Below are 21052 nucleotides of genomic sequence, written 5' to 3' on the forward strand. Positions count from 1 at the left end.
ACCCTAGCCCCTCTCTGTCAATATCCGCCGGTCGCTCCCTGACGGCCTCTGAATCGAACACGGCCCTTCTTCATGAAACCGTCGTACTTCCGGAGCAGGAGGTGCTGCTGCATCTGCGTCAGCGTGTCGAGCGCGACCCCGACGACGATGAGAAGCGACGTGCCGCCAAACGAGAACGGAACGTTGATGAGGCGGCTGATCCAGATCGGCAACAGCGCGATGATCGTCAGGAAGATCGCGCCAGGAAGTGTGATCTTCGAGACGACGTCTTCGATGTACTCCGCCGTCTTCGCGCCAGGCTTCACGCCCGGGACGAACCCGCCCTGCTTCTTCAGGTTCTCGGCGACGTCGATCGGGTTGAAGATGATCGCCGTGTAGAAGTACGTGAAGAAGAGGATCAGGACAGCCATCAACGCGTAGTACCAGAATGCGCCGGGCTGGAAGAATTCGGCGAGGTCTCGAAGCTTCTGAACGCTCGAGAATTGGGCCGCGGTGCCCGGGATGACGATCACCGATTGCGCAAAGACGATCGGCATCACGCCTGCGGCGTTTATGCGAAGCGGTATGAAGCTCCGCGAAGCCTCGCGCATTCGTCCCCGCGCCATGGTCCGCTGTGGGATCTGAATCAGGACGCGGCGCGCCGCTATGGTCACCGCAACGACAGACGCGACGACCGCCACCATCAACACGATGAGAACGAGCAGGTTGAAGGTCGGGATCGCGCCCGAGCCGATGAACTTGAAGGTCTCACTGATGCCGGGCCAGATGCGGTCGACGATCGAGAAGAAGATCATCAAGCTCGCGCCATTGCCCAGTCCGCGCTCGGTGATTTGCTCACCGAGCCACATCACGAACATCGCTCCCGTGGTGAGGAAGAAGGCCGTCTGGAGGCGGAAGGCGAAGCCTGGCGAGTCGACGACACCGGGCAGTGACTCGGTGAAGAGGGCGAAGCCCCAAGCCTGCACCCACGCGAGACCGATCGTCGCGTAACGCGTCCACTGGTTGACGCGTTTTCGGCCTTCCTCGTCCTTTTGCATCTTCTCAACTTGCGGAATGATCGCGCCGGCGATCTGCTGGAAGATGCTCGCCGAGATGTACGGCATGATCCCGAGCGCGAACACGGTCGCGCGCGAGAGCTGGCCGCCGGTGAAGAGGTCGTAGAGGCCGAGCAGCCCGCCACCATTGCTCTGAGTTTTGAAGAAGTCGATGAGCGCGGCGGGATTCACGCCGGGCGCGGTGACGTGCGCGCCGATGCGATAGATCACCAGGCACAGGAGCGTGAAGAGGATCTTCTCCTTCAGCTCGGTGGTGTTCCAGATGTTGCGCATCGCCGTCGCGGCGGCATTGCTCTGAGCCATAAGACGCTACCGGAAAAACGTAGTTGGTCGCTGGTGGCTGGTTATCGGTATTTCCGAAGAACCAACCACCAATCACCAATCACCAATCACTCTTCCACACTGCCCCCGGCCGCCACGATCTTCTCGCGCGCCGATGCACTCATTTTCACGCCGCGCACGGTGACGGGCTTCGGCACCTTGCCGTTCGCGAGCAGCTTGATCTTGCCGTGATTGCGCCTAACGAGTCCGGCCTCGGCAAGCGACTCCGGCGTCACGTCGCCACTCACCTTCGCGAGATCGTCGAGGCGGATCACCTCGGCATCCTCGCGGAAGGGATTGGTGAAGCCGCGCTTCGGCAAGCGACGCGTGATCGGCATCTGGCCGCCCTCGAAGGCCGGCTTTCCGCCGCCCGGACCGTGATGTCCCGAACGCGCCTTGATGCCCTTGTTGCCCTTGCCGGACGTCTTGCCCTTTCCGGAGCCCGGACCGCGACCGATGCGCTTCCGCTCGCGATGCGACCGGGGAGCCGCCACCAGATTGTGCAGCCCGATCTTCTCGACCTTCTCCGCCTTTTCTACAGTCTTAGCCACAGTTGCCCTCACTCTTCGACGACGGTCACCTGCACGAGGTGCCGCACTTGCTTGAGCTGCCCCACGAGTGCGGGGTGAATGTCCTTCACGACCTCATGCTGATGATGACGCAGCCCGATCGCCTCGAGCGTCGCGCGCATCCGCCAGGAATGACCGATGCCGCTGCGGACCTGCTTGACGCGAACCTGGCCCTTCTCCGGCAACCGAAGGCTCGGTGTCTTTTTTGGACCGCGCGTCCGGTGCCAAACGAATGTGCGCGGCATTAGACCGCCTCCTTTGACTTCGCACGCGAACGGTACTGAATACTCGACACCTCGATACCGCGCTCACGGGCCACCTGTTCCACCGTCGTCAGTTGACGAAGGCCGTCCATCGCCGCTCGTACCATGTTGTGCGGATTCGTGGAGCCCAGACTCTTGGTCAGAATGTCGGAGATCCCTGCGCACTCCATAATGGCGCGAACGGCGCCGCCGGCGATCACACCGGCACCTGGCGCCGCGGGCTTCATAAGGACGCGCCCCGCGCCATGCTGACCAATAATCTCGTGCGGGATCGTGTTCCCGGTGAGGGGAACCTCCGTGAGCTTCCGGCGCGCTGCCTCCACTGCCTTGCGGACGGCTTCGGAGACTTCGTTCGCCTTGCCTGACGCGAATCCGACGCGACCCTGACCGTCGCCGACGGCCACGAGGGCGTTGAAGGAGAAACGCCGGCCGCCCTTCACGACCTTCGCGACGCGGTTGATGGCGATGACGTTCTCGATGAGATCTCCACCCTCGCGCGAACGTTCCTCGCCACCGCGCCCGCCACGTCCTTCGCGACCACCGTGACCACCACGATCGCTGCCGCCCCGATCACCGCCGCCACCACCCGGGCCGCCGCGACCGCGACCGCCACCACCACCGGGACCACCACGGCCGCCACCGCCGCCGCCACGTCCGCCGCCTGGTCCGCCGCGTCCGCCGCCTGGCCCGCCGCGTCCGCGACCGCCACCGCCGCCGCCGCCGCCCCCGCGCCCACCACGGCCGCCACCTGGGCCACCGCCGACGGGGCGTGGACGCTCGGCGCGCTGCGGCTCGCCGCCTGTGCTGTGTGTTTCTGACATGTCTTTAGAACTCCAGCCCGCCCTCGCGGGCACCGTCGGCCAGCGCCTTCACGCGGCCATGATATCGATATCCCGCCCGATCGAACACGACTTTCGTGATACCCGCTTCCTTCGCGCGCGCGGCGATCCGCTTTCCGACTTCCGACGACTTCTCGGTCTTCTTCCCTTCGATGTCCTGGCTCGTGACCGTCATGAGCGTGCGGTTCGCCGCGTCGTCGACCAGCTGCGCGTAGATGTGCTTGAGCGAACGGCGAATGACGAGACGCGGGCGATCCTCGGTACCGCTGACCTTTTTCCGAACACGAAGATGGCGACGATATCGCCGTTCGACCTTCGTCTTCGGGGGACGCATCACCGGCATTACTTACCTCCTGCCTTGCCCGCCTTACGACGGATCTGTTCACCAGCGTACTTGATGCCCTTGCCCTTGTACGGCTCGGGTGGCCGAAGTTGGCGCAGCTCGGCCGCGACCTGTCCGACCATTTCCTTGTCTGCGCCGTCGATAAAGATCTGCGTCGGCTGCGGCGCGGTCAGCTTGATCCCCGACGGCGCCTTGTACTGCACCGGATGGGAGAAGCCCAGGGCGAGCTGCAGCCCGAATGGCCGGACCTCCGCCTTGTACCCAACGCCCGAGATCTCGAGCTGCTTCTGATATCCCTTCGTGACGCCCTCGACCATGTTGGCGATGAGCGTTCTCGTTAGGCCGTGGAGCGCCTTGTGGTTCGGCTCGTCCGACGGACGCGATACCTTGATGGTGTCGTTCTCGACCGCGACCGAAATATCCTGGGCGACCTTGCGCGTCAGCTCGCCTTTCGGACCCTTGACGCGAATCGTGTTCCCGTCAACGGCAACCGTGACCCCTTTGGGTATGCTGACCGGAAGCTTTCCAATACGTGACATCTCAATTCCTCCTTACCAAACGACGGCGACGAGCTCGCCGCCGGTGCGCGCCTGACGAGCTTCTCGATCGGACATCATCCCCTGCGACGTGCTGAGGATGGCGAGCCCGAGTCCGTTGCGGACGCGCGGGATCTGGTTGACGCCGACGTAACGCCGCAGTCCCGGCGTCGAGACGCGCTGGAGCGAACGAATCACCGGCTGGCCGGTGCCCGCGTACTTGAGCCGCACGCGCAGGAGGTGCTTGCCTTCGTCGCTGTCGATCATCTGATAATCCTGAATGAAGTTGTTCTCCTTCAGGATGCGAGCGATCTCGGTTTTCACTCTCGACACCGGGATGTCGACGCGACGATGCCGCGACGCCACCGCGTTGCGGATTCGTGTCAACATGTCGGCGATCGGATCGGTCATGCTCATGAATTCAGAACTCCTCTCGTATCCGGAGACGTGGGGGAGATTGGTGACTGGTGATTGGCGGTTGGTCGTTGGTGGGTTTCGGATTGGCCGGCGAGCTTCGCTCGCGGGCACTCCCTATTCACCAATCACCCGCGACCAGCCACCAATCACCATGAGGCCTTGCGTACGCCCGGGATCATCCCGGAAAGCGCCAGTTCACGGAAGCAGATTCGGCAGAGACCAAAGCGTCGCAGAAATGCGCGCGACCGGCCGCAGCGACTGCACCGGCTGTGTGCGCGCACTTTGAACTTGGGCTTGCGCTTCGACTTCTCGATCCAGGACTTCTTTGCCATGCGTGGTACCCGCTGAGGTGTTGGTGACAGCCGCGCTAGAGGAGCCGGCTGCCCTTCTTGTCGTCACCGCGGAATGGCATGCCTAACTCCTTCAGCAGCGCCAACGCGAGATCGTCGCGCTCGGCGCTCGTCACGAAGGTGATGTCCATGCCGTGGATTTGCTCGATGTCGTCGTAGTTGATCTCGGGGAAGATCATCTGCTCCTTGACGCCAAGCGAATAATTGCCTCTTCCATCGAAAGAGCGCGTGCCCAGCCCGCGAAAGTCGCGAATGCGTGGCACTGCCACCGAGATGAAGCGGTCGAGAAACTCCCACATGCGCGCGCCGCGGAGCGTCACTGCCGCCCCGATCTCTTGTCCTTGCCGGAGACCGAAGTTCGCGATCGACTTCTTTGCCTTTTTTCTCACCGGTTGCTGGCCGGTGATCGTCGCAAGCTCCTCGACGACCTTGTCGAGCGTCTTCGGTTGTTTGATCGCTTCGCCGACGCCGACGTTGAGCACGATCTTTTCGAGCGTCGGGACCTGGTGCGGATTCGTTAGGCCGAACTGCTGCATGAGCTTCGGCCGGACTTCGACCTGATACATCGCGCGCAGGCGCGGCGGTGGCACGGGAATGTGAGCGCCCGCGTGTGGTCCACGCGCATGCGCTTCACCGCCGCGCTTTTCTTTCCCTTTCTTGCCGCTCGGCTTACCGCCGGCCTGTTTTGGTGCGCCCTTCGCCGGCGTGCCGCCCTTTTGGTCTTTCGTTGCCATGAGTCCTTAGTCTCCAATCACCAACCACCAATCACAATCGTCAGCGCACCGGTTTCGGAATCGCGTCACCGCTCTTGACGCTGATGCGCTCCTTCGTGCCGTCCTCGTCGATGCGCATCTTCGTGCGCGTCGGCTTGCCGCTCTTCGGGTCGATGAGCATCACGTTCGACACGTGAATCGGCGCTTCCATCTCGATGATGCCGCTCTGCTCGTCGGCCGTGCGCGCCTTCCGGTGCCGCTTCACGATGTTCACACCCTTCACCGTGATGCGCCCTTTCTTCGGGTAAACGTGAATCACTTCGCCGCGCGCGCCCTTGTCGTTGCCGCGCATGATCAGCACCTGGTCGCCGCGCACGACGGGCATCTTGATGCGTGCCCGGTTGTCGGCGTGTCGCTTGCGATTGACCGCACGCGGCCGATCCGTCTTTCGATACTTGAGAATTCGCATATCAGATGACCTCGGGCGCGAGCGACACGATCTTCATGTACTTCCGGTCGCGCAACTCGCGCGCGACGGGGCCGAAGATGCGCGTCGCGCGCGGCTCGCCCTGCTCGTTGATGATCACGACCGCGTTCTCGTCGAAGCGGATATAGCTGCCATCCTTGCGGCGCGTCTCCTTTGCCGTGCGAACGACGACCGCCCGAGCGACCTCCGACTTCTTCACCGTACCGTTAGGCAAGGCGTCTTTGACCGCCACGATCACGACGTCGCCCAAGCCCGCATAGCGACGGCGCGTGCCGCCGAGCACGCGGATCACGAGCGCGCGTTTCGCGCCCGAATTGTCCGCGACCTTGACCATCGATTCCTGCTGAATCATGGTGACTTCCTCCCTTAGCGCGCGCGCTCGATGATCTCGACCACGCGCCACCGCTTGTCCTTCGACAGCGGGCGGGTCTCCATGATGCGCACGGTGTCACCGCTCTTCGCGGCGTTCTCCTCATCGTGCGCTTTCACGCGCTTCGTGCGCGTCACCATCTTGTTGTAGACGGGGTGCTGGTAGCGACGTTCGATCGCCACCACCACCGTCTTCTGCATCTTGTCGCTCACGACGACGCCGAGCCGCGTCTTGCGCGTGCCGCGCGGCGTGCTCGTCTCGCGTGCGTTCGTTCTCGCCATATCAGCCATGCTCGTCCCCGGTTAGCGCGCTTTCGTCTTCGTCGCGCCCTTCTTCGCCGGGCGACGCGCTGTCTTCGTTGTCTTCTTGCCCTTCTTCGCGGCGGGCGACGACGACGCCGTAGCCTCGCGCACGATGCCTTGCTCGCGCTCGCTCGCGATCGTCTTCAGCCGCGCAATGTCCTTTCGAATCAGTCGCAGACGCAGCGGATCCTCGAGCGGCTCCGTCGCGCTTCGGAACTTGAGTCGGAAACGCTCCTCCTCCAGCTCGAGAACGCGCGCCGTGATGTCCTCCACGCCCAGTTCACGGATTTCGTCAGCTCGCATCGGTGTGCGCCTCCTCACGCGCAACGAACTTCGTACGCACCGGCATCTTGGCGGCCGCGAGCGCCATCGCCTTGTCGGCGATCTCGCGCGTGACACCTTCCAACTCGAACAGCACTCGTCCCGGCTTTACGACTGCGACCCAACCCTCTGGAGATCCCTTTCCCTTCCCCATGCGGGTCTCGGCGGGCTTTTTCGTGATGGGTTTATCCGGAAAGATTCGAATCCACACTTTTCCGCCGCGCTTGATGTGCCTCGTGAGGGCAACGCGCGCCGCCTCGATCTGGCGGTTCGAGATCCAGCCCGGCTCGAGCGCCTGCAAACCATAGCTACCGAAGGCCACCGTGCTGCCACGCTTGGCGTGACCCTTCGTGCGGCCCTTGAACATCTTGCGAAATTTGACACGCTTCGGACTCAGCATCGTTCAGCCCCCCTCACATGCCTGACGAGTAGGTCGTACCGCGACGATCCTCGACCTTCTCGCCCTTGAAGATCCACACCTTGACGCCGATCGTCCCGTAGGTCGTCTTCGCCGTCGATGTTGCGTAGTCGATGTCCGCGCGCAGCGTATGCAGCGGCACGCGTCCCTCGTGATACCCCTCGACGCGCGCGATCTCGGCGCCGCCCAGACGGCCACCACACTTGATCTTGATACCCTGCGCGCCCATGCGCATTGCGCTCTGCACCGCGCGCTTCATGGCGCGACGAAACGAGATGCGCTGGGCGAGCTGGCTTGCGACGTTGTCGGCGACGAGTTGGGCGTCGAGCTCGGGCCGCTTGATCTCCTCGACGTTGATGCCGACTTCCTTGCCAGTGAGATGTGCGAGCTCGTCACGCAGCTTGTCCACTTCCGCGCCTTTCTTGCCAATAACGACTCCTGGTCGCCCCGTGTGTAGGGTGACGACGACCTTGCTCGGCTTACGCTCGATCACGATATCGGAGATCGCTGCGTGTCCGAGGCGCGCCTTGAGATACTTGCGCAGCAGCTCGTCTTCCTTGAGCAGCTTGGGCAGCTCCCGCCCCGCGTAGTATCGCGAGCGCCAGTCCTTCGAGATGCCGAGCCGGAAACCGACTGGATTAACCTTCTGTCCCATTAGCGAGCAACCCCCTGACGCGCCGCGACCACGATCTCGACGTGGCTCGTGCGCTTCTGAATTGGCGTGGCGCGACCCATCGCCGCCGGCGTGAACCGCTTCAGCTTCGGTCCTTCGTTCACAATTGCGTGCTTCACGAACAGCGTATCCACGTCCAAGGGCTCATTCTCGGCACGAGCATGTGATTCAGCATTTGCTACCGCGGAACGCAACGTTTTCTCGATCTGCTTCGCCGCGTGCTTCTTGGAGAAGGCGAGGTAGTTGAGCGCCGCGTTCACGTCCTTGCCGCGGATCTCGTCGATCACCAGGCGCATCTTGTAGGGCGACTGGCGCGTGGTGCGCTGGATCGCGCGTGCCTGACGAGGCGGAGTTGCCGTCGCGGGTTGCGCGGCGCGCGGCGTGCCGCCGCCGGTCCCGGCCCGCTTCGTCCCGCCGCGCTTCGCGCCGGCTTTCTTCGCGGCGCTCTTTTTCGCACCGCGCGTGCCGCGGCTCGCGCCCCGCTTCGCGGTCGTCTTCTTCGCTCCCGACTTACGTGCGGCCATGGCCTACCTACCTCCTCGTGGTGCGGGCGCTGCGGCTGGTGCGGTCGCTGCGGGCGCCGCTGGCGTACCGGCGGCGGGCGTCGGCGCCTTCTTGTCTGCTGCTTTTCCCGCTGCGGTGTGTCCACGGAACAAGCGCGTCGGCGCGAACTCGCCGAGCTTGTGGCCCACCATGTTCTCGGTGACGTACACGGGGATGAACTTGTTCCCGTTATGCACCGCGAACGTGTGACCCACGAACTCCGGCAGCACCGTGCTCGCGCGCGACCACGTCTTGATCACGCGCTTCTCGTTGCGCGTGTTCATCGCTTCGACGCGCTTCGTGAGCGCTTCCTGAACGTAAGGACCCTTTTTTACGCTGCGACCCATGATGTCGATTCCGGGTGGTTGGTGTCTGGTGGCTGGTAGTCGGTGATTCACGAATCACCAACCACCAATCACCAATCACGGTTACTGCGTTGCCTTTCCGCGTTTGCGACCCCTCACAATCAGCTTCTGCGACGCCTTCTTCTTGTTGCGCGTCTTCACGCCTTCCTTCTTGCCCCACGGACTCACGACATTGCGACCGCCGCGCGTGCGGCCACCGTGCGGGTGATCGACGGGGTTCATGACCTCGCCGCGGACCCGCGGACGGCGTCCCTTCCAGCGGGATTTGCCCGCCTTGCCCCACGAGAGCAGCTCGTGCTCCTCGTTGCCGACGACGCCGATCGTCGCCAGGCAGCGGCCGTGGATCATGCGCATCTCCGTCGACGGCATACGCACCGTCACGTACTCGCCCTCTTTCGCGACGACCTGTGCCGCCATTCCCGCCGACCGGCAGAGCTGGCCGCCCTTTGCGATCTTGAGCTCGATGTTGTGGACCGCCGTGCCTAACGGCACTTCCGCCAATGGCATCGTGTTGCCCAAACGGATGTCCGAGCCCGGGCCGCTGACCACCGTATCCCCGACCTTGAGCCCCTTCGGGTGGATGATGTAGCGGAGCTCGCCATCCGCGTACTCGACGAGCGCAATGCGCGCCGAGCGATTCGGATCGTACTCGATCTCCTTCACCGTCGCGGTCACGCCAAACTTGTCACGACGGAAATCGACGATGCGGTACTTCCGCTTGTGGCCACCGCCACGACGGCGCATCGCGATGTGCCCGTGGTTGTCGCGCCCACCGGTCTTCTTCAACGGCTCGACCAGCGACTTCTCCGGCTCCTCGCGCGTGATCTCCGAAAAATCCGCGACGGAACGGAAGCGTGAGCTCGCCGTGATCGGCCTGAACTGACGAATCGGCATTCTATCTACCTCAGCCTTCGAAGATCGGAATCGAGTCGCCCTGAGCGAGCTTGACGACGGCCTTCTTCCAGTTGGGACGGCGACCCGCACTCTTGCCAAGCCGCTTCATCTTGCCGCGATGGTTCGACGTCCACACGCCGACCACACGCACGCCGAACAGCTGCTCGATCGCACCGCGGATCTGCGGCTTCGAGGCCTTCGGGTGCACTTCGAACGTGTACTCGCCGCGATCCTGGTAGGCCGCGGAGCTCTTCTCCGTGATCAGTGGCCTAACGATCATCTCGTGGAGTGTCGGCATCGGTTACTTCCCCTTCTTCTTGGTCGACTTCGACGCGGACTTCTTCGCCGCAGATTTCTTCGCGGCCGGACGTTTGGCGGCCTTCTTGGCCGCGCCGCGCGTCGCCGCCTTCTTCGCGCCTGCCTTCGAGGCTGCCTTGCGCGCGCTCGCCGCCTTCTTTGGACGCGGCGTCTCCTCTTCACCCTCAGCCGGCTCGAGCTGAGAGCCGAGCGCGCCCGACTCGATGAGCACGACGTCGGACCAGAGGATGTGATACGTCGAGACGTCGCCATAGGGCATCACGTGGACCAGCGGCAGGTTGCGGCCGCTGAGGAACACGTTCTCCTTCGCCCCTTCGGTGAGGATGAGCACCTTTCGATCGGCGACTCCGAGACGCGTGATGAGATCCACGAGCTGCTTCGTCTTCGGCGACTCGAACGCGAATCCGTCGACGACGAAGATCGCGTTCTCGCGAGCGCGGGCGTTGAACGCGCTCTTGCGCGCCAACTGCCGCACCTGACGCGGCACGTACTGCGCGTAGCTGCGCGGAACCGGGCCGAACACCGTGCCGCCGCCGACCCACTGCGGCGCGCGAATCGAGCCCTGTCGCGCCCGACCAGTGCCCTTCTGCTTCCACGGTTTCTGATTGCCGCCCGATACGTATTTACGAATCTTCGTCGACGCGTTGCCCTGGCGTTGGTTGGCGAGATACGCCTTCACCGCCTGGTGCATCACCGGCATGTTCACGGTGCCGTCGAACAGCGCCCGTGGCAGCGTCACGCTCTCGCGCTCCGCACCTTGCGCCGTATATGCGGCTGCCTGGAATGTCGTGGTCTCAGCCATGCCTGTATTCCCTTACGCCTGCTTCTCGACGAGGACGATCCCGTTCGTTGGCCCCGCTACGGAGCCTCGGACGTAGATCAGGTTGCGCTCCGCGTCGATCTTCTCGACGCGCAGTCCGATTTGGGTGTGTCGCGCCGCGCCGTAGTGACCCGGCATTTTCTTGCCCTTGATGACGCGCGACGGATCCGTGCCCGGTCCGACCGAGCCGGGCTTCCGGTGCCGCGTGTTGCCGTGCGTGTTTGGTCCACCGTGGAAGCCGTGGCGCTTCACGACGCCCTGGAAACCGCGCCCCTTCGACGTGCCCATGACCTTCACGATCTCGCCGGCGGCGAATACGTCGACCTTCACGGAATCGCCGACGTTGTACGTCGGGATCTCGATCTTGGCGTTGCCTGGCTCGTCGAGGCGGAAGCTGCGCAGAACGCGCGGCGCGTAATCGAGTCCCGCTTTCTTCGCGTGGCCGATTTGCGCGCGTGGCGCGCGACGACCGCGGGGTGTGCGACCCTTGTCGCCTTCGCGCGCGCTCCGCTGCCGCTCGAAGCCGAGCTGCACGGCGGCGAAGCCAGCGGTCGCCTTGTCCGTCACGCCGAGCACCGGATTCGGCTCAGCGGAAATGACGGTGCATGGCACCTGTTCGCCGTTCTCGTTGAAGATCTGGGTCATGCCCAGTTTTCTACCGATTATGCCAATCATGACTAAAAAGGGGCTAGGGGTTAGGGGTTAGGGTCTAGGAGAATTCGGACTTGGGTTTGATCCCTAGCCCCTACTCCCAGAGCCCCTACCCCCTCACTCCACCTTGATTTCCACGTCCACGCCCGCCGGTAGATCCAGCTTCGTGAGGGCGTCGACCGTTTGCGCGCGCGAGTCGAGAATGTCGATCACGCGCTTGTGCGTCTTCAGCTCGAACTGCTCGCGGGATTTCTTGTCGACGTGTGGCGAGCGGAGCACCGTCCACCGCTGCGTCTTCGTCGGCAGCGGAATCGGACCGGAGACTTGCGCTCCCGTCTTTTCCGCCGTTCGCACGATGTCCGCCGATGCCTGATCGATCACCGCGTGATCGAACGCCTTCAAGCGAATCCGGATTCTGCCAGCCATTTGTGTTTCCGAGAAATGTGGTTGGTTGTTGGTGGTTGGTTGTTGGTGGTTGGTTGTTGGTGAAAGCACCAACCACCAACCACCAAGCACCCATCACTTTAGAATCTTCGTAACAACGCCCGCGCCGACCGTTCGTCCACCCTCGCGGATGGCGAAGCGGAGCTGCTCTTCCATGGCGATCGGGATGATCAGCTCGATCGTCATCTGGATGTTGTCGCCGGGCATCACCATCTCCGTGCCCGCCGGCAATTCGACGTTTCCAGTCACGTCCGTCGTCCGGAAATAGAACTGCGGGCGATAGCCCTTGAAGAACGGGGTATGGCGGCCGCCCTCTTCCTTCGTCAGGACGTACACCTCGGCCTCGAACTTCGTGTGTGGCGGAATCGAGCCCGGCTTCGCCAGCACCATGCCGCGCTCGATGTCCTTCTTGTCGATGCCGCGGAGGAGCAAGCCGACGTTGTCGCCAGCCTCGCCCTGGTCGAGCAACTTGCGGAACATCTCGACGCCCGTGACGACCGACTTCTTGTCGGCATTGAAGCCGACGAGCTGCACTTCCTCGCCGACCTTGATCCGGCCACGCTCGATACGACCCGTCGCGACCGTGCCGCGGCCCGTGATCGAGAACACGTCTTCGACCGGAAGCAGGAAGGGCTTGTCCGTCTCGCGAACAGGCTGCGGGATGAACGTGTCGAGCGCGTTGCAGAGCTCGTCGATCTTTTCTACCCACTGCTTATCGCCTTTCAGTGCGCCCGTCGCCGAGCCGCGAATCACCGGCGCTTCGTCGCCGGGGAAGTCGTACTTGCTCAGCAGTTCGCGCACCTCGAGCTCGACGAGGTCGAGGAGCTCGGGGTCATCGACGAGGTCGCACTTGTTGAGGAACACGACGACCTGCGGCACGTTGACCTGACGAGCGAGCAGAATGTGCTCGCGCGTCTGCGGCATCGGGCCGTCCACAGCACTCACCACCAGGATCGCGCCGTCCATCTGCGCAGCACCCGTGATCATATTCTTCACGTAGTCAGCGTGCCCCGGGCAGTCGACGTGCGCATAGTGGCGCTTGGCCGTCTCGTACTCGACGTGGCTGGTCGCGATCGTCAGGATTTTCGTCGCGTCGCGACGCCCCTGCGATTCGGAGGCTTTTGCCACTTCGTCATAGGGCACGTACTTCGTCCCCCACCCCTTGTCCGCCGACACCTTGGTCAGCGCTGCGGTGAGCGTCGTCTTCCCATGGTCGACGTGGCCGATAGTGCCGACGTTTACGTGCGGCTTGGTCCGCTCAAACTTTGCCTTTGCCATTTTTCCGATACCCGGTTAGTTGGGGTCCTTCTTGGTGGTCGGTCGCTGGTCGTTGGTAGTTCGTGAATTTGGATTCACTAACCACCAATCACCAACCACCAATCACGCTTTCACTTTGCTCACGATCTCTTCCGCCTTCGCCTTCGGCACTTCCTCGTAATGCGCGAACTCCATCGAGTACACCGCGCGACCCTGCGACATCGAGCGCAGCTTCGTCGAATAGCCGAACATCTCGGCTAGTGGAACCGTCGCGGCGATCACCTGCGCTTCACCGCGCTGCGTCATGCCGCCGATCTTGCCGCGGCGTGCCGACAGGTCGCCGAGCACGTCGCCCATATATGCGTCGGGTACGACGACTTCGACGTTCATCATCGGCTCGAGGAGCACTGGGCCGGCACGCTTCGCCGCTTCCTTGAACGCCATCGATCCCGCGATCTTGAACGCCATTTCGCTGGAGTCGACTTCGTGATACGAGCCGTACACCAGCTCGACTTTGACGTCGACCATCGGATAGCCCGCGAGCACTCCGTTTTCCAGTGCTTCCTTTATGCCCTGCTCGACGGGCGCGATGTATTCACGCGGAATCACGCCGCCGACGATCTTGTCTTCGAAGACGAATCCAGCGCCGGGGCCGGACGGCTCCATGTTGATCACAACATGGCCGTACTGACCTTTGCCGCCGGACTGACGAATGAATTTGCCTTCGACCTTTTCTACTCTCTTACGGATCGTCTCTCGATAGGCGACCTGCGGCCGACCGATGTTCGCATCGACCTTGAACTCGCGCATCATGCGATCGACGATGATCTCGAGGTGCAACTCGCCCATCCCGGAGATGATCGTCTGCGACGTCTCGGCGTCCGTGTGCACTCGGAACGTCGGATCTTCCTCTGACAACTTCTGCAGCGCGATTGCCAGTTTGTCCTGATCCGCCTTCGTCTTCGGCTCGATCGCGACGTCGATGACGGGATTGGGGAACTTCATCGCCTCGAGGATGATCGGATGATCATCGTCGCAGAGCGTGTCGCCCGTCCGCGTGTCGCGAAGGCCGATCGCCGCGCAGATGTCTCCAGCGCGCACCTCTGGAATCTCCTCGCGCTTGTTCGCGTGCATCTGCAACAGACGCCCGATTCTCTCGCGCTTATCCTTCGTCGAGTTGTAAATATACGAGCCCGACTTGAGGACTCCCGAGTAAACTCTAAAGAACGTCAGCTTTCCGACGAACGGATCCGTCGCGATCTTCGACGCCAGCGCCGCGAACGGCGCGTCATCCGACGCGGCGCGCGTCGCCATGTGCTCGTCGTGATGCGGCAGGTGTCCTTCGATCGGCGGAATGTCCACCGGGGCCGGCAGGAAATCGATCACCGCATCCAACAGTGCCTGCACGCCCTTGTTTTTGAATGACGCGCCGCAGAGCACCGGAATCATCTTTCCCACCACCGTTGCCTTGCGTATCGCCTGGCGAACCTCGTCGAACGTCAGCTCCCCGCCGGCGAGGTACTTCTCCATCAGCGGCTCGTCGAAGGTGACCGCGTGCTCGATGAGCGCGTGGCGCGCCTCTTCGACTTTGTCCTTCATGTCTGCCGGCACGTCGACGACCGTGAACTTCTTGCCTAACGTGTCCTCGTCGAAGATGTACTGCTTTCGCTCGATGACGTCGATGTGTCCGGTGAACAACTCGCCCGATCCAACGGGAAGCTGAACCGCGTAGGCGTGCTTCGCGAGGCGATCGCGGATCATCGTCATGCAACGATCGAAGTCGGCGCCGACGCGATCCATCTTGTTGGCGAAGATGATGCGCGGAACGGCGTAGCGATCCGCCTGACGCCACACCGTCTCGGTTTGCGGCTCGACGCCGGCGACCGAGTCGAGGAGCGTGACCGCGCCATCGAGGACGCGGAGCGAGCGCTCCACCTCGACGGTGAAGTCGACGTGCCCCGGCGTGTCGATGATGTTGATTCGGTACTGGATGCCATTGCGGGTCCAGAAGGCGGTCGTCGCGGCCGACGTGATCGTGATGCCGCGCTCCTGCTCCTGCTCCATCCAGTCCATCGTCGCGGTGCCTTCGTGCACCTCGCCGATCTTGTGCTGCTTTCCGGTATAGTAAAGAATGCGCTCGGTCGTCGTCGTCTTACCGGCATCGATGTGCGCCATGATGCCGATATTCCGATAATGGTCGAGCGGTGTTGTACGTGGCATAATTCAAGAATTCCTAAACCCTAGACTCTAGCCCCCGTCCCAAGCCCCTCCCCCATCCCACCAGCAAAAACGCGGGTGGACCTGCGCCCCGAAATGGGACCGGTGTCCATCCGCCACCGCCGGGTACACTCGCCACTGCAGCACGAGAGGGGACCCATGGCGCGCCCGACAACGTTCATCGGACGTTCGATTGTCCTGCGTTTGCTTTTCGGGAGCGTCGACACCGAGTGTCTCGACCGGCAGCGCCCCACTGCATTGGGGCGCAGACCCTCGCTGCTAACGAGCGAGCCCATAAGAGCCGGCGCGCAGTTTCGCCGGACGGTTCGCTTCGGGTGCGATGCGCCATCAACGCGCAAAACCCGGAGCCCCTTGAATTTATTGAGGAGAGGTCACGTGTCAACTGACGCGACTAAGAAATCCTGAGGGGGCTCCTCGGTACTCTCCGGCACTTCAGTACTGCCGAGGAGCGGACACCCATCCGTGAACTGTTCATCTCTCAACGCTGTCTCACGTGCGTCGATCCCTCGCGAGCCAATGATGAGCACCAACTGGATGGATGTACTCTCGCAAGACGTCCGGTACGCCGTGCGTGGCCTCCGCGCCAAGCCCGGCTTTACCGTTGCCGTCGTCACCACGCTCGCGCTCGGCATCGGCGCCAATGCAGCCATTTTCTCGATCGTCGATCGACTGCTCTTCCGTCCGCCGCCGATGCTCGCCCATCCAGGGCTCACGCACCACGTGTACCTCACCACGATGTACCGCGGCAAGGAGAATCAGCGCTCCTATATCCAGTACGCGACCTACGTCGATCTCACCAAGTGGACCACCTCCTTCGCCCATACCGCCGAGGAGCGCGAGGGCAAAGTCGCCGTCGGCATCGGCGACGAAGCACGCGAGATGAACGTCGGCGTCTCCAGCGCGAGCCTCTTCTCCTTCTTCGACACGCCGCCGGCTCTCGGTCGATACTTCACGCCGGCCGAGGATCTACCGCCTAACGGGACTGCCGTCGCCGTACTCGGCTATGGCTACTGGCAAGCTCGCTACGGCGGTCGCCCCGACGTCCTCGGCGAGAAAGTCCAGATCGGGCCGGTCCTCTACACCGTCGTCGGCGTCGCGCCGCGCGGGTTCGTCGGACTCTGGCCGAGTCAGCCACCCGTCGCTTTCATTCCGATCACGGCGTATGCCGGCGCCTCCGGCGTTCGACTCGACAAGGAGAACTGGTGGCAGAGTTACCACTGGAGCTTCGCCGAGATGATCGCGCAGCGAAAGCCCGGCGTGTCGATCGAAGTCGCCAATGCGGATCTCTCGAATGCGTATCGACGGAGCTACGCGCTTCAAAAGGAGACGAGCCCGCACCTAACGCCTGCGTCGCTCGCGAAGCCCCACGCCAGCGTCCAGTCGATCCTCAGCGAACGCGGACCCAACAAGACGAGCCTCGCCAAAGTCGCGACGCTCATCGCCGGCATGGCGCTCGTCGTTCTCCTCATCGCCTGCGCGAACGTCGCCAACCTCCTCCTCGCCCGCGCATTGCGCCGCCGGCGCGAGATCGCCGTTCGGCGTGCGTTAGGCGTCGGACGAGCGCGCCTTCTGTCACAGCTGCTCACCGAGAGTATCCTTCTGGCGCTCATTGCCGGCGCGGCTGGTCTCCTCGTTGGCCAGGTGGGGACAGGGCTATTGCGCACGCTCTTCCTGCCCGAGGGCGCCGAGACGACCGTCGTCTCCGATACGCGAACGCTGATCGTTGCTGGTGCGGCAGTGGTTGTCGCCGGCATTCTCACCGGTCTGGCGCCGGCGTTTCAGGCGAGTCGCGTCCAACTCACCAATGACCTCAAGGCGGGTGCGCGCGAGGGCACGTACCACCGATCGCGAACGCGTGTCGTGCTGCTCGTGCTGCAGGGCGCCCTCTCCGTCGTGCTTCTTGTCGGCGCCGGTCTGTTCGTTCGTAGTCTGCGCAACGTGAAAGGCGTGCGTCTGGGCTACGACGTCGATCCGATTCTGCTCGTCAATCTCAACATGCGCGGCGTGGATCTCGACAGCGCGCACGCGATCGCGCTCCGCCAACAGCTGCTGGAGACGGCGAAAAGCCTACCCGGCGTCGAAAACGCGGCCCAGAACGTCACCATCCCGTTTTGGAGCACATGGAGCATGGATCTTCACGTTGCCGGTATCGACTCCGTGGACCGGTTAGGCGAGTTCGATCTCAACAGCGTGACGCCCGAATACTTCGCGACGCTCGGGACGCGCATCATCCGCGGGCGAGCGATTCAGTCGCAGGACGTCGCCGGAGCGCCCCGCGCCATGGTCGTGAGCGACGCGATGGGTCGCGTGCTGTGGCCGGGTAAGGACCCGATTGGCCAGTGCGTTCGCATCTCTGCCGACACGATGCCGTGCACGTATGTCGTCGGCATCGCCGAAAACATCAAGAGCGGCAGTCTCAGCGACGAGCCAAGCTACTTCTATTATCTCTCCGCGGCTCAGTTCAATCCCAACCGAACGGGATTGTTCATACGAACCCACGGAGAAGCGGCTCTGCAAGCCGACGCGATTCGCCGCCAGCTCCAACGTGTTATGCCGTCGCCGGCGTACGTCACGGTGACTCCCTTCGGCGACATCATTGGCCAACAGATGCGTTCGTGGAAGCTCGGCGCGACGATGTTCGTCGTCTTCGGCATGCTCGCGCTCGTGCTGGCTGCGGTCGGACTGTACAGCGTGATCGCCTATAATGTCGTGCAGCGGACGCACGAGATGGGCGTGCGCATCGCGTTAGGCGCGCAGCTCGGCGACGTCGTCCGCCTCGTCGTCGGCCAGGGCGTGCGACACGGCGTTGCCGGTATTCTCATCGGCGGCGCGATCGCCGTCGGCGCGGCGCGATGGGTGAAGCCGCTGCTGTTCGACGAATCGCCACGCGACCCGCTGATCTATGCGATCGTCGGCGTGGTGCTGCTTGCCGTCGCGATCGCGGCGAGCTTGATCCCCGCCCGGCGCGCGGGGCGAGTCGATCCGAACGTGGCGCTCCGCAGCGAGTGAGCCAGCGCCTCGCGCCTGCGTACCTCGTCAGAATCTGATTCTCGTTAGGCGACCGTTGCGGTCGATCGAGTACATCGGACCGTGGATCACGTCGTCACCGTACGGTCGGCGATTCGGGTCCGCCTGTGTCTGCGCCTGGAGCGATAACGTCAGCTGGAACGGATCCGCTCCGGCCGCATTCACCGTGTAGCCGAGGTCCTCGAGCGAGCGCACTGTCAACACGCTGAGCGGGTTGCTGCCGCTGTTGAGGAAGCCGGTCATCAGCTCGTTGGCAAGCACGCTCTCGCGCCAGTGGCCGTTGATCGTGCCGGCACCGCCCTGGTTCTCCACCGGAACCTTCAGACTACCGGTGTAGGTGATGCCGCCGATGAGATCGAAGCCAGCCAAACCGCCCGCTCCGATATAGTGCGTGTCGAGCGTCTGTCCACCGGGCGTCGACGGGTTCACGAGGAGATGGAAGTTCTGCCAGAGCGTGCCGATACCGATGACGTGACCCATCTCGTGCAAGATCACCTCGTTGAGCTGCCCTCTCGCCAACAGTCCCGCCACATCGGCGTCGTCGAACCGCATCAGGCCGATGATTGGAAGTTGGTTCGAATTGCGGATGACGCACGGACCGGCGCTTCCCAGGACGCCATTCACGCCGTCGATCGGCTCGATGCGCGCGAAGATCAACAGATCGTCGATCGTCATGTTCACCGAGGGAGAGTTCACACTGCACGTCCCGGCGGGAATGGATACCGTGACGTCCGCGATGTCTCCGGTGATGAGTGAGCCCCAGCGAGCGGCCGCATCGAGGAACGCGGACCGCTGCGCGGGGCTCATTCTCGTAGCGAAGCAGATCGTGATCGCGTAGCCGGTGCCGCCGCCACCGGTGCAACCCACGGCGCCAAACATGATCGAGTTATTGGCGCTGCTGAAGCCAGGACCGGACACCGTCGCGATGAGAGAGTCTGGATTGCCAATCGTGCTGAGCGTCCAGCTTCCGACCGTCGCAACGCCATTCGCATCCGTCGTGGCGGTGGCGCCGGCAACGGTCCCACTGCCATCGGTGGGGAGGAAGGTGACCGTCGCGTTAGGCATCGGCAAGCCGTTGCCGTCCCGCACCACCACCGACGGAGGGACCGGGACCGGAACGCCTGCCATTGCCGCTTGCGAATTCCCGGCATTGACGGCAATACTCGGACTGGAGACGGTGAACGAGACGTTGATGGTGGCCGACGCGGTTGCGGGAACGCTCGACGCAACCGTGACCGTAGCCACATAGGTACCAGCGCCGAGTGTAGCGGTCGTTGCCTGAAGTGTCAGCTGCGTCGGGGTAGTTGTCGCCGTGAGCGTCGCCGTGAGCCACCCCGTCGGCTGACCAGTCTGATACGCGATCGAGGTCGTTAGGCCGTTCAGTGTCGCGATGTCGATGCTGCTCACCGCAACCTGCTGCGAAGCTGGATCCGGCCCGTTCGCCGCCGCGGCGAAGTTGATCGCCGTTGTCGAGACGCCGACGAATTGCTTCGCGGTGACCGTGATCGACGCCTTCGCGCTCCGCCCATTGCTCGTGGCGCTGACGTCGACGGGGCCGCCCGGCGCGACGGCCGTCACGAGGCCAGTGGACGACACGCTCGCAATCGCCGGATTGGCCGAGATCCACGTGATTGGTGCATCGGTCACCGGAGCATTCGCATCGTCCAGCGCCGTTGCGACGAGTTGCACCGTCTCCCCAATCTCGAGCGTCGCTCTATCAGTCGCGAGTGACACGCTCGAGATGGGCGAAGACAGCACTGCGTAGATACTGAGTCCCGTCAAGTCGGCATTCACGATTTTGGCCGCCGTGTCGACCGAGCTCCCGTCCACCAGCTGCCATGCCGTCCCCACGGCTTGCTGCATCCGCAGCAATTGCTCCGACGCGCCCGTCGGCAGCTGGCCCGGCGAATATTTCAGTCGGAGCTGAGCCACCGAAGCGAACTGCAGACCGGCCGGCTCCAGATCCACCGCCGACCCGCCGACGAGGCGCGCGGTCGTCGGCGTGTTGATCGCCCGCTCGATCGTGATCATGACGTTCGAGGTGAGGGCCCCAGCGGGTATGATCAACGTCGCCGCGCCGCCGAGCGCCGTCACCGTGCCACCGCTCGCGCCGACGATCGCGCCTTCCTTCACGGCGACTTGCGTCGCCGCAGTGACGTTGTCGACGGTCGCCGTAATCGACACGACTCCGGTCGCAACCCCCTGAACCAGCCCAGCGGTGGACACCGTCGCGCGCGCGGCATTCGACGTCGCCCAGGTTACGGTACGGGAGAGGGGATTACCGTTGATGTCTTTCACCGACGCGGTGAGCTGCACCGTCGCCGCCGGAATCAGCGTCGCGGTGTCGCGCGAGAGCGTCACGGAGCCGACGGGCACCGGAGGCGTTGCCTCCTTACCACGACAGGCTGCGATCACGAGCAATCCGAGGAATGCGACGAGACGGCGCATCCACGATTCTGTCACCGAACAGGCGGGTTCAGCAAGGCCGAAGTTGGAAACGCCCGCCCAATCGTTATGT

At 63.4% G+C, this 21052-nt stretch carries 25 protein-coding genes and 1 pseudogene; 1 reads left to right on the forward strand and 25 read right to left on the reverse strand.

Annotated elements, in window-relative coordinates; translation table 11 throughout:
- Positions 1–17: 17 nt before the first annotated feature.
- The 24 genes and pseudogenes from secY to fusA form a co-directional block, all read right to left on the reverse strand.
- Positions 18–1358 carry a preprotein translocase subunit SecY gene (gene secY, locus VGH98_16455; GenBank protein ID HEY2377573.1) on the reverse strand — a complete coding sequence of 447 codons (1341 nt, stop codon included), beginning with the start codon at positions 1356–1358 and terminating at the stop codon, positions 18–20.
- A gap of 86 nt (positions 1359–1444) precedes the next feature.
- Positions 1445–1888 (reverse strand): 50S ribosomal protein L15, encoded by a 444-nt coding sequence (gene rplO / locus VGH98_16460; protein HEY2377574.1) that lies wholly within the window; start codon positions 1886–1888, stop codon positions 1445–1447.
- A gap of 47 nt (positions 1889–1935) precedes the next feature.
- Positions 1936–2190, reverse strand: coding sequence for a 50S ribosomal protein L30 (gene rpmD / locus VGH98_16465; GenBank protein ID HEY2377575.1), 255 nt, complete (start codon positions 2188–2190; stop codon positions 1936–1938).
- Positions 2190–2687 carry a 30S ribosomal protein S5 gene (gene rpsE / locus VGH98_16470; protein ID HEY2377576.1) on the reverse strand — a complete coding sequence of 166 codons (498 nt, stop codon included), beginning with the start codon at positions 2685–2687 and terminating at the stop codon, positions 2190–2192. The genes rpmD and rpsE overlap by 1 nt, the downstream gene beginning before the upstream one ends.
- Before the next feature lie 346 nt (positions 2688–3033).
- Complete coding sequence (gene rplR, locus VGH98_16475) at positions 3034–3390, reverse strand: 50S ribosomal protein L18 (GenBank protein ID HEY2377577.1); 357 nt, start codon at positions 3388–3390, stop codon at positions 3034–3036.
- Positions 3390–3929: a 50S ribosomal protein L6 gene (gene rplF / locus VGH98_16480; GenBank protein ID HEY2377578.1), complete on the reverse strand. Its 540-nt coding sequence runs from the start codon at positions 3927–3929 to the stop codon at positions 3390–3392. The genes rplR and rplF overlap by 1 nt, the downstream gene beginning before the upstream one ends.
- Before the next feature lie 12 nt (positions 3930–3941).
- Positions 3942–4343, reverse strand: coding sequence for a 30S ribosomal protein S8 (rpsH, locus tag VGH98_16485; GenBank protein ID HEY2377579.1), 402 nt, complete (start codon positions 4341–4343; stop codon positions 3942–3944).
- 146 nt (positions 4344–4489) lie between these two features.
- The gene (locus VGH98_16490; GenBank protein ID HEY2377580.1) at positions 4490–4675 is read right to left on the reverse strand and encodes a type Z 30S ribosomal protein S14; all 186 of its coding nucleotides are present in this window, start codon (positions 4673–4675) and stop codon (positions 4490–4492) included.
- Between the two features lie 35 nt (positions 4676–4710).
- Positions 4711–5268: a 50S ribosomal protein L5 gene (rplE, locus tag VGH98_16495; GenBank protein ID HEY2377581.1), complete on the reverse strand. Its 558-nt coding sequence runs from the start codon at positions 5266–5268 to the stop codon at positions 4711–4713.
- A gap of 199 nt (positions 5269–5467) precedes the next feature.
- Positions 5468–5875, reverse strand: a complete 408-nt coding sequence (gene rplX, locus VGH98_16500) for a 50S ribosomal protein L24 (GenBank protein ID HEY2377582.1) — start codon at positions 5873–5875, stop codon at positions 5468–5470.
- Between the two features lies 1 nt (position 5876).
- Positions 5877–6245, reverse strand: coding sequence for a 50S ribosomal protein L14 (gene rplN / locus VGH98_16505; protein ID HEY2377583.1), 369 nt, complete (start codon positions 6243–6245; stop codon positions 5877–5879).
- Between the two features lie 14 nt (positions 6246–6259).
- Complete coding sequence (gene rpsQ, locus VGH98_16510) at positions 6260–6544, reverse strand: 30S ribosomal protein S17 (GenBank protein ID HEY2377584.1); 285 nt, start codon at positions 6542–6544, stop codon at positions 6260–6262.
- A gap of 21 nt (positions 6545–6565) precedes the next feature.
- On the reverse strand, positions 6566–6868 hold the full coding sequence (gene rpmC, locus VGH98_16515) for a 50S ribosomal protein L29 (GenBank protein ID HEY2377585.1): 303 nt from the start codon (positions 6866–6868) through the stop codon (positions 6566–6568).
- On the reverse strand, positions 6858–7286 hold the full coding sequence (gene rplP, locus VGH98_16520; protein ID HEY2377586.1) for a 50S ribosomal protein L16: 429 nt from the start codon (positions 7284–7286) through the stop codon (positions 6858–6860). Before rplP ends, rpmC begins: the two co-directional genes overlap by 11 nt.
- A gap of 13 nt (positions 7287–7299) precedes the next feature.
- The gene (rpsC, locus tag VGH98_16525; GenBank protein HEY2377587.1) at positions 7300–7959 is read right to left on the reverse strand and encodes a 30S ribosomal protein S3; all 660 of its coding nucleotides are present in this window, start codon (positions 7957–7959) and stop codon (positions 7300–7302) included.
- Positions 7959–8306: a 50S ribosomal protein L22 gene (rplV, locus tag VGH98_16530; GenBank protein ID HEY2377588.1), complete on the reverse strand. Its 348-nt coding sequence runs from the start codon at positions 8304–8306 to the stop codon at positions 7959–7961. The genes rpsC and rplV overlap by 1 nt, the downstream gene beginning before the upstream one ends.
- 306 nt (positions 8307–8612) lie before the next feature.
- A pseudogene (gene rpsS / locus VGH98_16535) lies at positions 8613–8867 on the reverse strand (30S ribosomal protein S19).
- 81 nt (positions 8868–8948) lie between these two features.
- Positions 8949–9779, reverse strand: a complete 831-nt coding sequence (rplB, locus tag VGH98_16540) for a 50S ribosomal protein L2 (protein ID HEY2377589.1) — start codon at positions 9777–9779, stop codon at positions 8949–8951.
- A 10-nt stretch (positions 9780–9789) separates the two neighbouring features.
- Positions 9790–10077 carry a 50S ribosomal protein L23 gene (locus tag VGH98_16545; protein ID HEY2377590.1) on the reverse strand — a complete coding sequence of 96 codons (288 nt, stop codon included), beginning with the start codon at positions 10075–10077 and terminating at the stop codon, positions 9790–9792.
- Between the two features lie 3 nt (positions 10078–10080).
- Positions 10081–10899 carry a 50S ribosomal protein L4 gene (rplD, locus tag VGH98_16550; protein ID HEY2377591.1) on the reverse strand — a complete coding sequence of 273 codons (819 nt, stop codon included), beginning with the start codon at positions 10897–10899 and terminating at the stop codon, positions 10081–10083.
- Positions 10900–10911: 12 nt separating this feature from the next.
- Positions 10912–11592 carry a 50S ribosomal protein L3 gene (gene rplC, locus VGH98_16555; GenBank protein HEY2377592.1) on the reverse strand — a complete coding sequence of 227 codons (681 nt, stop codon included), beginning with the start codon at positions 11590–11592 and terminating at the stop codon, positions 10912–10914.
- 93 nt (positions 11593–11685) lie between these two features.
- Positions 11686–11994 (reverse strand): 30S ribosomal protein S10, encoded by a 309-nt coding sequence (gene rpsJ / locus VGH98_16560; protein ID HEY2377593.1) that lies wholly within the window; start codon positions 11992–11994, stop codon positions 11686–11688.
- 93 nt (positions 11995–12087) lie between these two features.
- The gene (gene tuf, locus VGH98_16565; GenBank protein ID HEY2377594.1) at positions 12088–13290 is read right to left on the reverse strand and encodes an elongation factor Tu; all 1203 of its coding nucleotides are present in this window, start codon (positions 13288–13290) and stop codon (positions 12088–12090) included.
- 102 nt (positions 13291–13392) lie between these two features.
- Positions 13393–15489, reverse strand: a complete 2097-nt coding sequence (gene fusA, locus VGH98_16570; protein ID HEY2377595.1) for an elongation factor G — start codon at positions 15487–15489, stop codon at positions 13393–13395.
- Between the two features lie 534 nt (positions 15490–16023).
- Between fusA and VGH98_16575 the strand changes: the two genes are divergently transcribed.
- Positions 16024–18516, forward strand: coding sequence for an ABC transporter permease (locus VGH98_16575; GenBank protein HEY2377596.1), 2493 nt, complete (start codon positions 16024–16026; stop codon positions 18514–18516).
- Positions 18517–18543: 27 nt separating this feature from the next.
- On the opposite strand, the gene VGH98_16580 is transcribed toward VGH98_16575, so the two are convergent.
- Positions 18544–20997: an Ig-like domain-containing protein gene (locus VGH98_16580; protein ID HEY2377597.1), complete on the reverse strand. Its 2454-nt coding sequence runs from the start codon at positions 20995–20997 to the stop codon at positions 18544–18546.
- Positions 20998–21052 lie beyond the last annotated feature (55 nt).

This window comes from Gemmatimonadaceae bacterium (genome assembly GCA_036496605.1).
Lineage (GTDB): Bacteria > Gemmatimonadota > Gemmatimonadetes > Gemmatimonadales > Gemmatimonadaceae > AG2.

Coding starts and splice junctions, on each gene's coding strand:
- rpsJ (HEY2377593.1), bottom strand. CDS start 11,994: ATGGCTGGCAGAATCCGGATTCGCTTGAAGGCGTTCGATCACGCGGTG.
- VGH98_16545 (HEY2377590.1), bottom strand. CDS start 10,077: ATGCCGACACTCCACGAGATGATCGTTAGGCCACTGATCACGGAGAAG.
- rplR (HEY2377577.1), bottom strand. CDS start 3,390: ATGCCGGTGATGCGTCCCCCGAAGACGAAGGTCGAACGGCGATATCGT.
- rplP (HEY2377586.1), bottom strand. CDS start 7,286: ATGCTGAGTCCGAAGCGTGTCAAATTTCGCAAGATGTTCAAGGGCCGC.
- rpmC (HEY2377585.1), bottom strand. CDS start 6,868: ATGCGAGCTGACGAAATCCGTGAACTGGGCGTGGAGGACATCACGGCG.
- rplC (HEY2377592.1), bottom strand. CDS start 11,592: ATGATTGGCATAATCGGTAGAAAACTGGGCATGACCCAGATCTTCAAC.
- rplX (HEY2377582.1), bottom strand. CDS start 5,875: ATGCGAATTCTCAAGTATCGAAAGACGGATCGGCCGCGTGCGGTCAAT.
- VGH98_16490 (HEY2377580.1), bottom strand. CDS start 4,675: ATGGCAAAGAAGTCCTGGATCGAGAAGTCGAAGCGCAAGCCCAAGTTC.
- rpmD (HEY2377575.1), bottom strand. CDS start 2,190: ATGCCGCGCACATTCGTTTGGCACCGGACGCGCGGTCCAAAAAAGACA.
- rplN (HEY2377583.1), bottom strand. CDS start 6,245: ATGATTCAGCAGGAATCGATGGTCAAGGTCGCGGACAATTCGGGCGCG.
- rpsQ (HEY2377584.1), bottom strand. CDS start 6,544: ATGGCGAGAACGAACGCACGCGAGACGAGCACGCCGCGCGGCACGCGC.
- tuf (HEY2377594.1), bottom strand. CDS start 13,290: ATGGCAAAGGCAAAGTTTGAGCGGACCAAGCCGCACGTAAACGTCGGC.
- VGH98_16575 (HEY2377596.1), top strand. CDS start 16,024: ATGATGAGCACCAACTGGATGGATGTACTCTCGCAAGACGTCCGGTAC.
- rplB (HEY2377589.1), bottom strand. CDS start 9,779: ATGCCGATTCGTCAGTTCAGGCCGATCACGGCGAGCTCACGCTTCCGT.
- rpsH (HEY2377579.1), bottom strand. CDS start 4,343: ATGAGCATGACCGATCCGATCGCCGACATGTTGACACGAATCCGCAAC.
- secY (HEY2377573.1), bottom strand. CDS start 1,358: ATGGCTCAGAGCAATGCCGCCGCGACGGCGATGCGCAACATCTGGAAC.
- fusA (HEY2377595.1), bottom strand. CDS start 15,489: ATGCCACGTACAACACCGCTCGACCATTATCGGAATATCGGCATCATG.
- rplD (HEY2377591.1), bottom strand. CDS start 10,899: ATGGCTGAGACCACGACATTCCAGGCAGCCGCATATACGGCGCAAGGT.
- rplF (HEY2377578.1), bottom strand. CDS start 3,929: ATGTCACGTATTGGAAAGCTTCCGGTCAGCATACCCAAAGGGGTCACG.
- rpsC (HEY2377587.1), bottom strand. CDS start 7,959: ATGGGACAGAAGGTTAATCCAGTCGGTTTCCGGCTCGGCATCTCGAAG.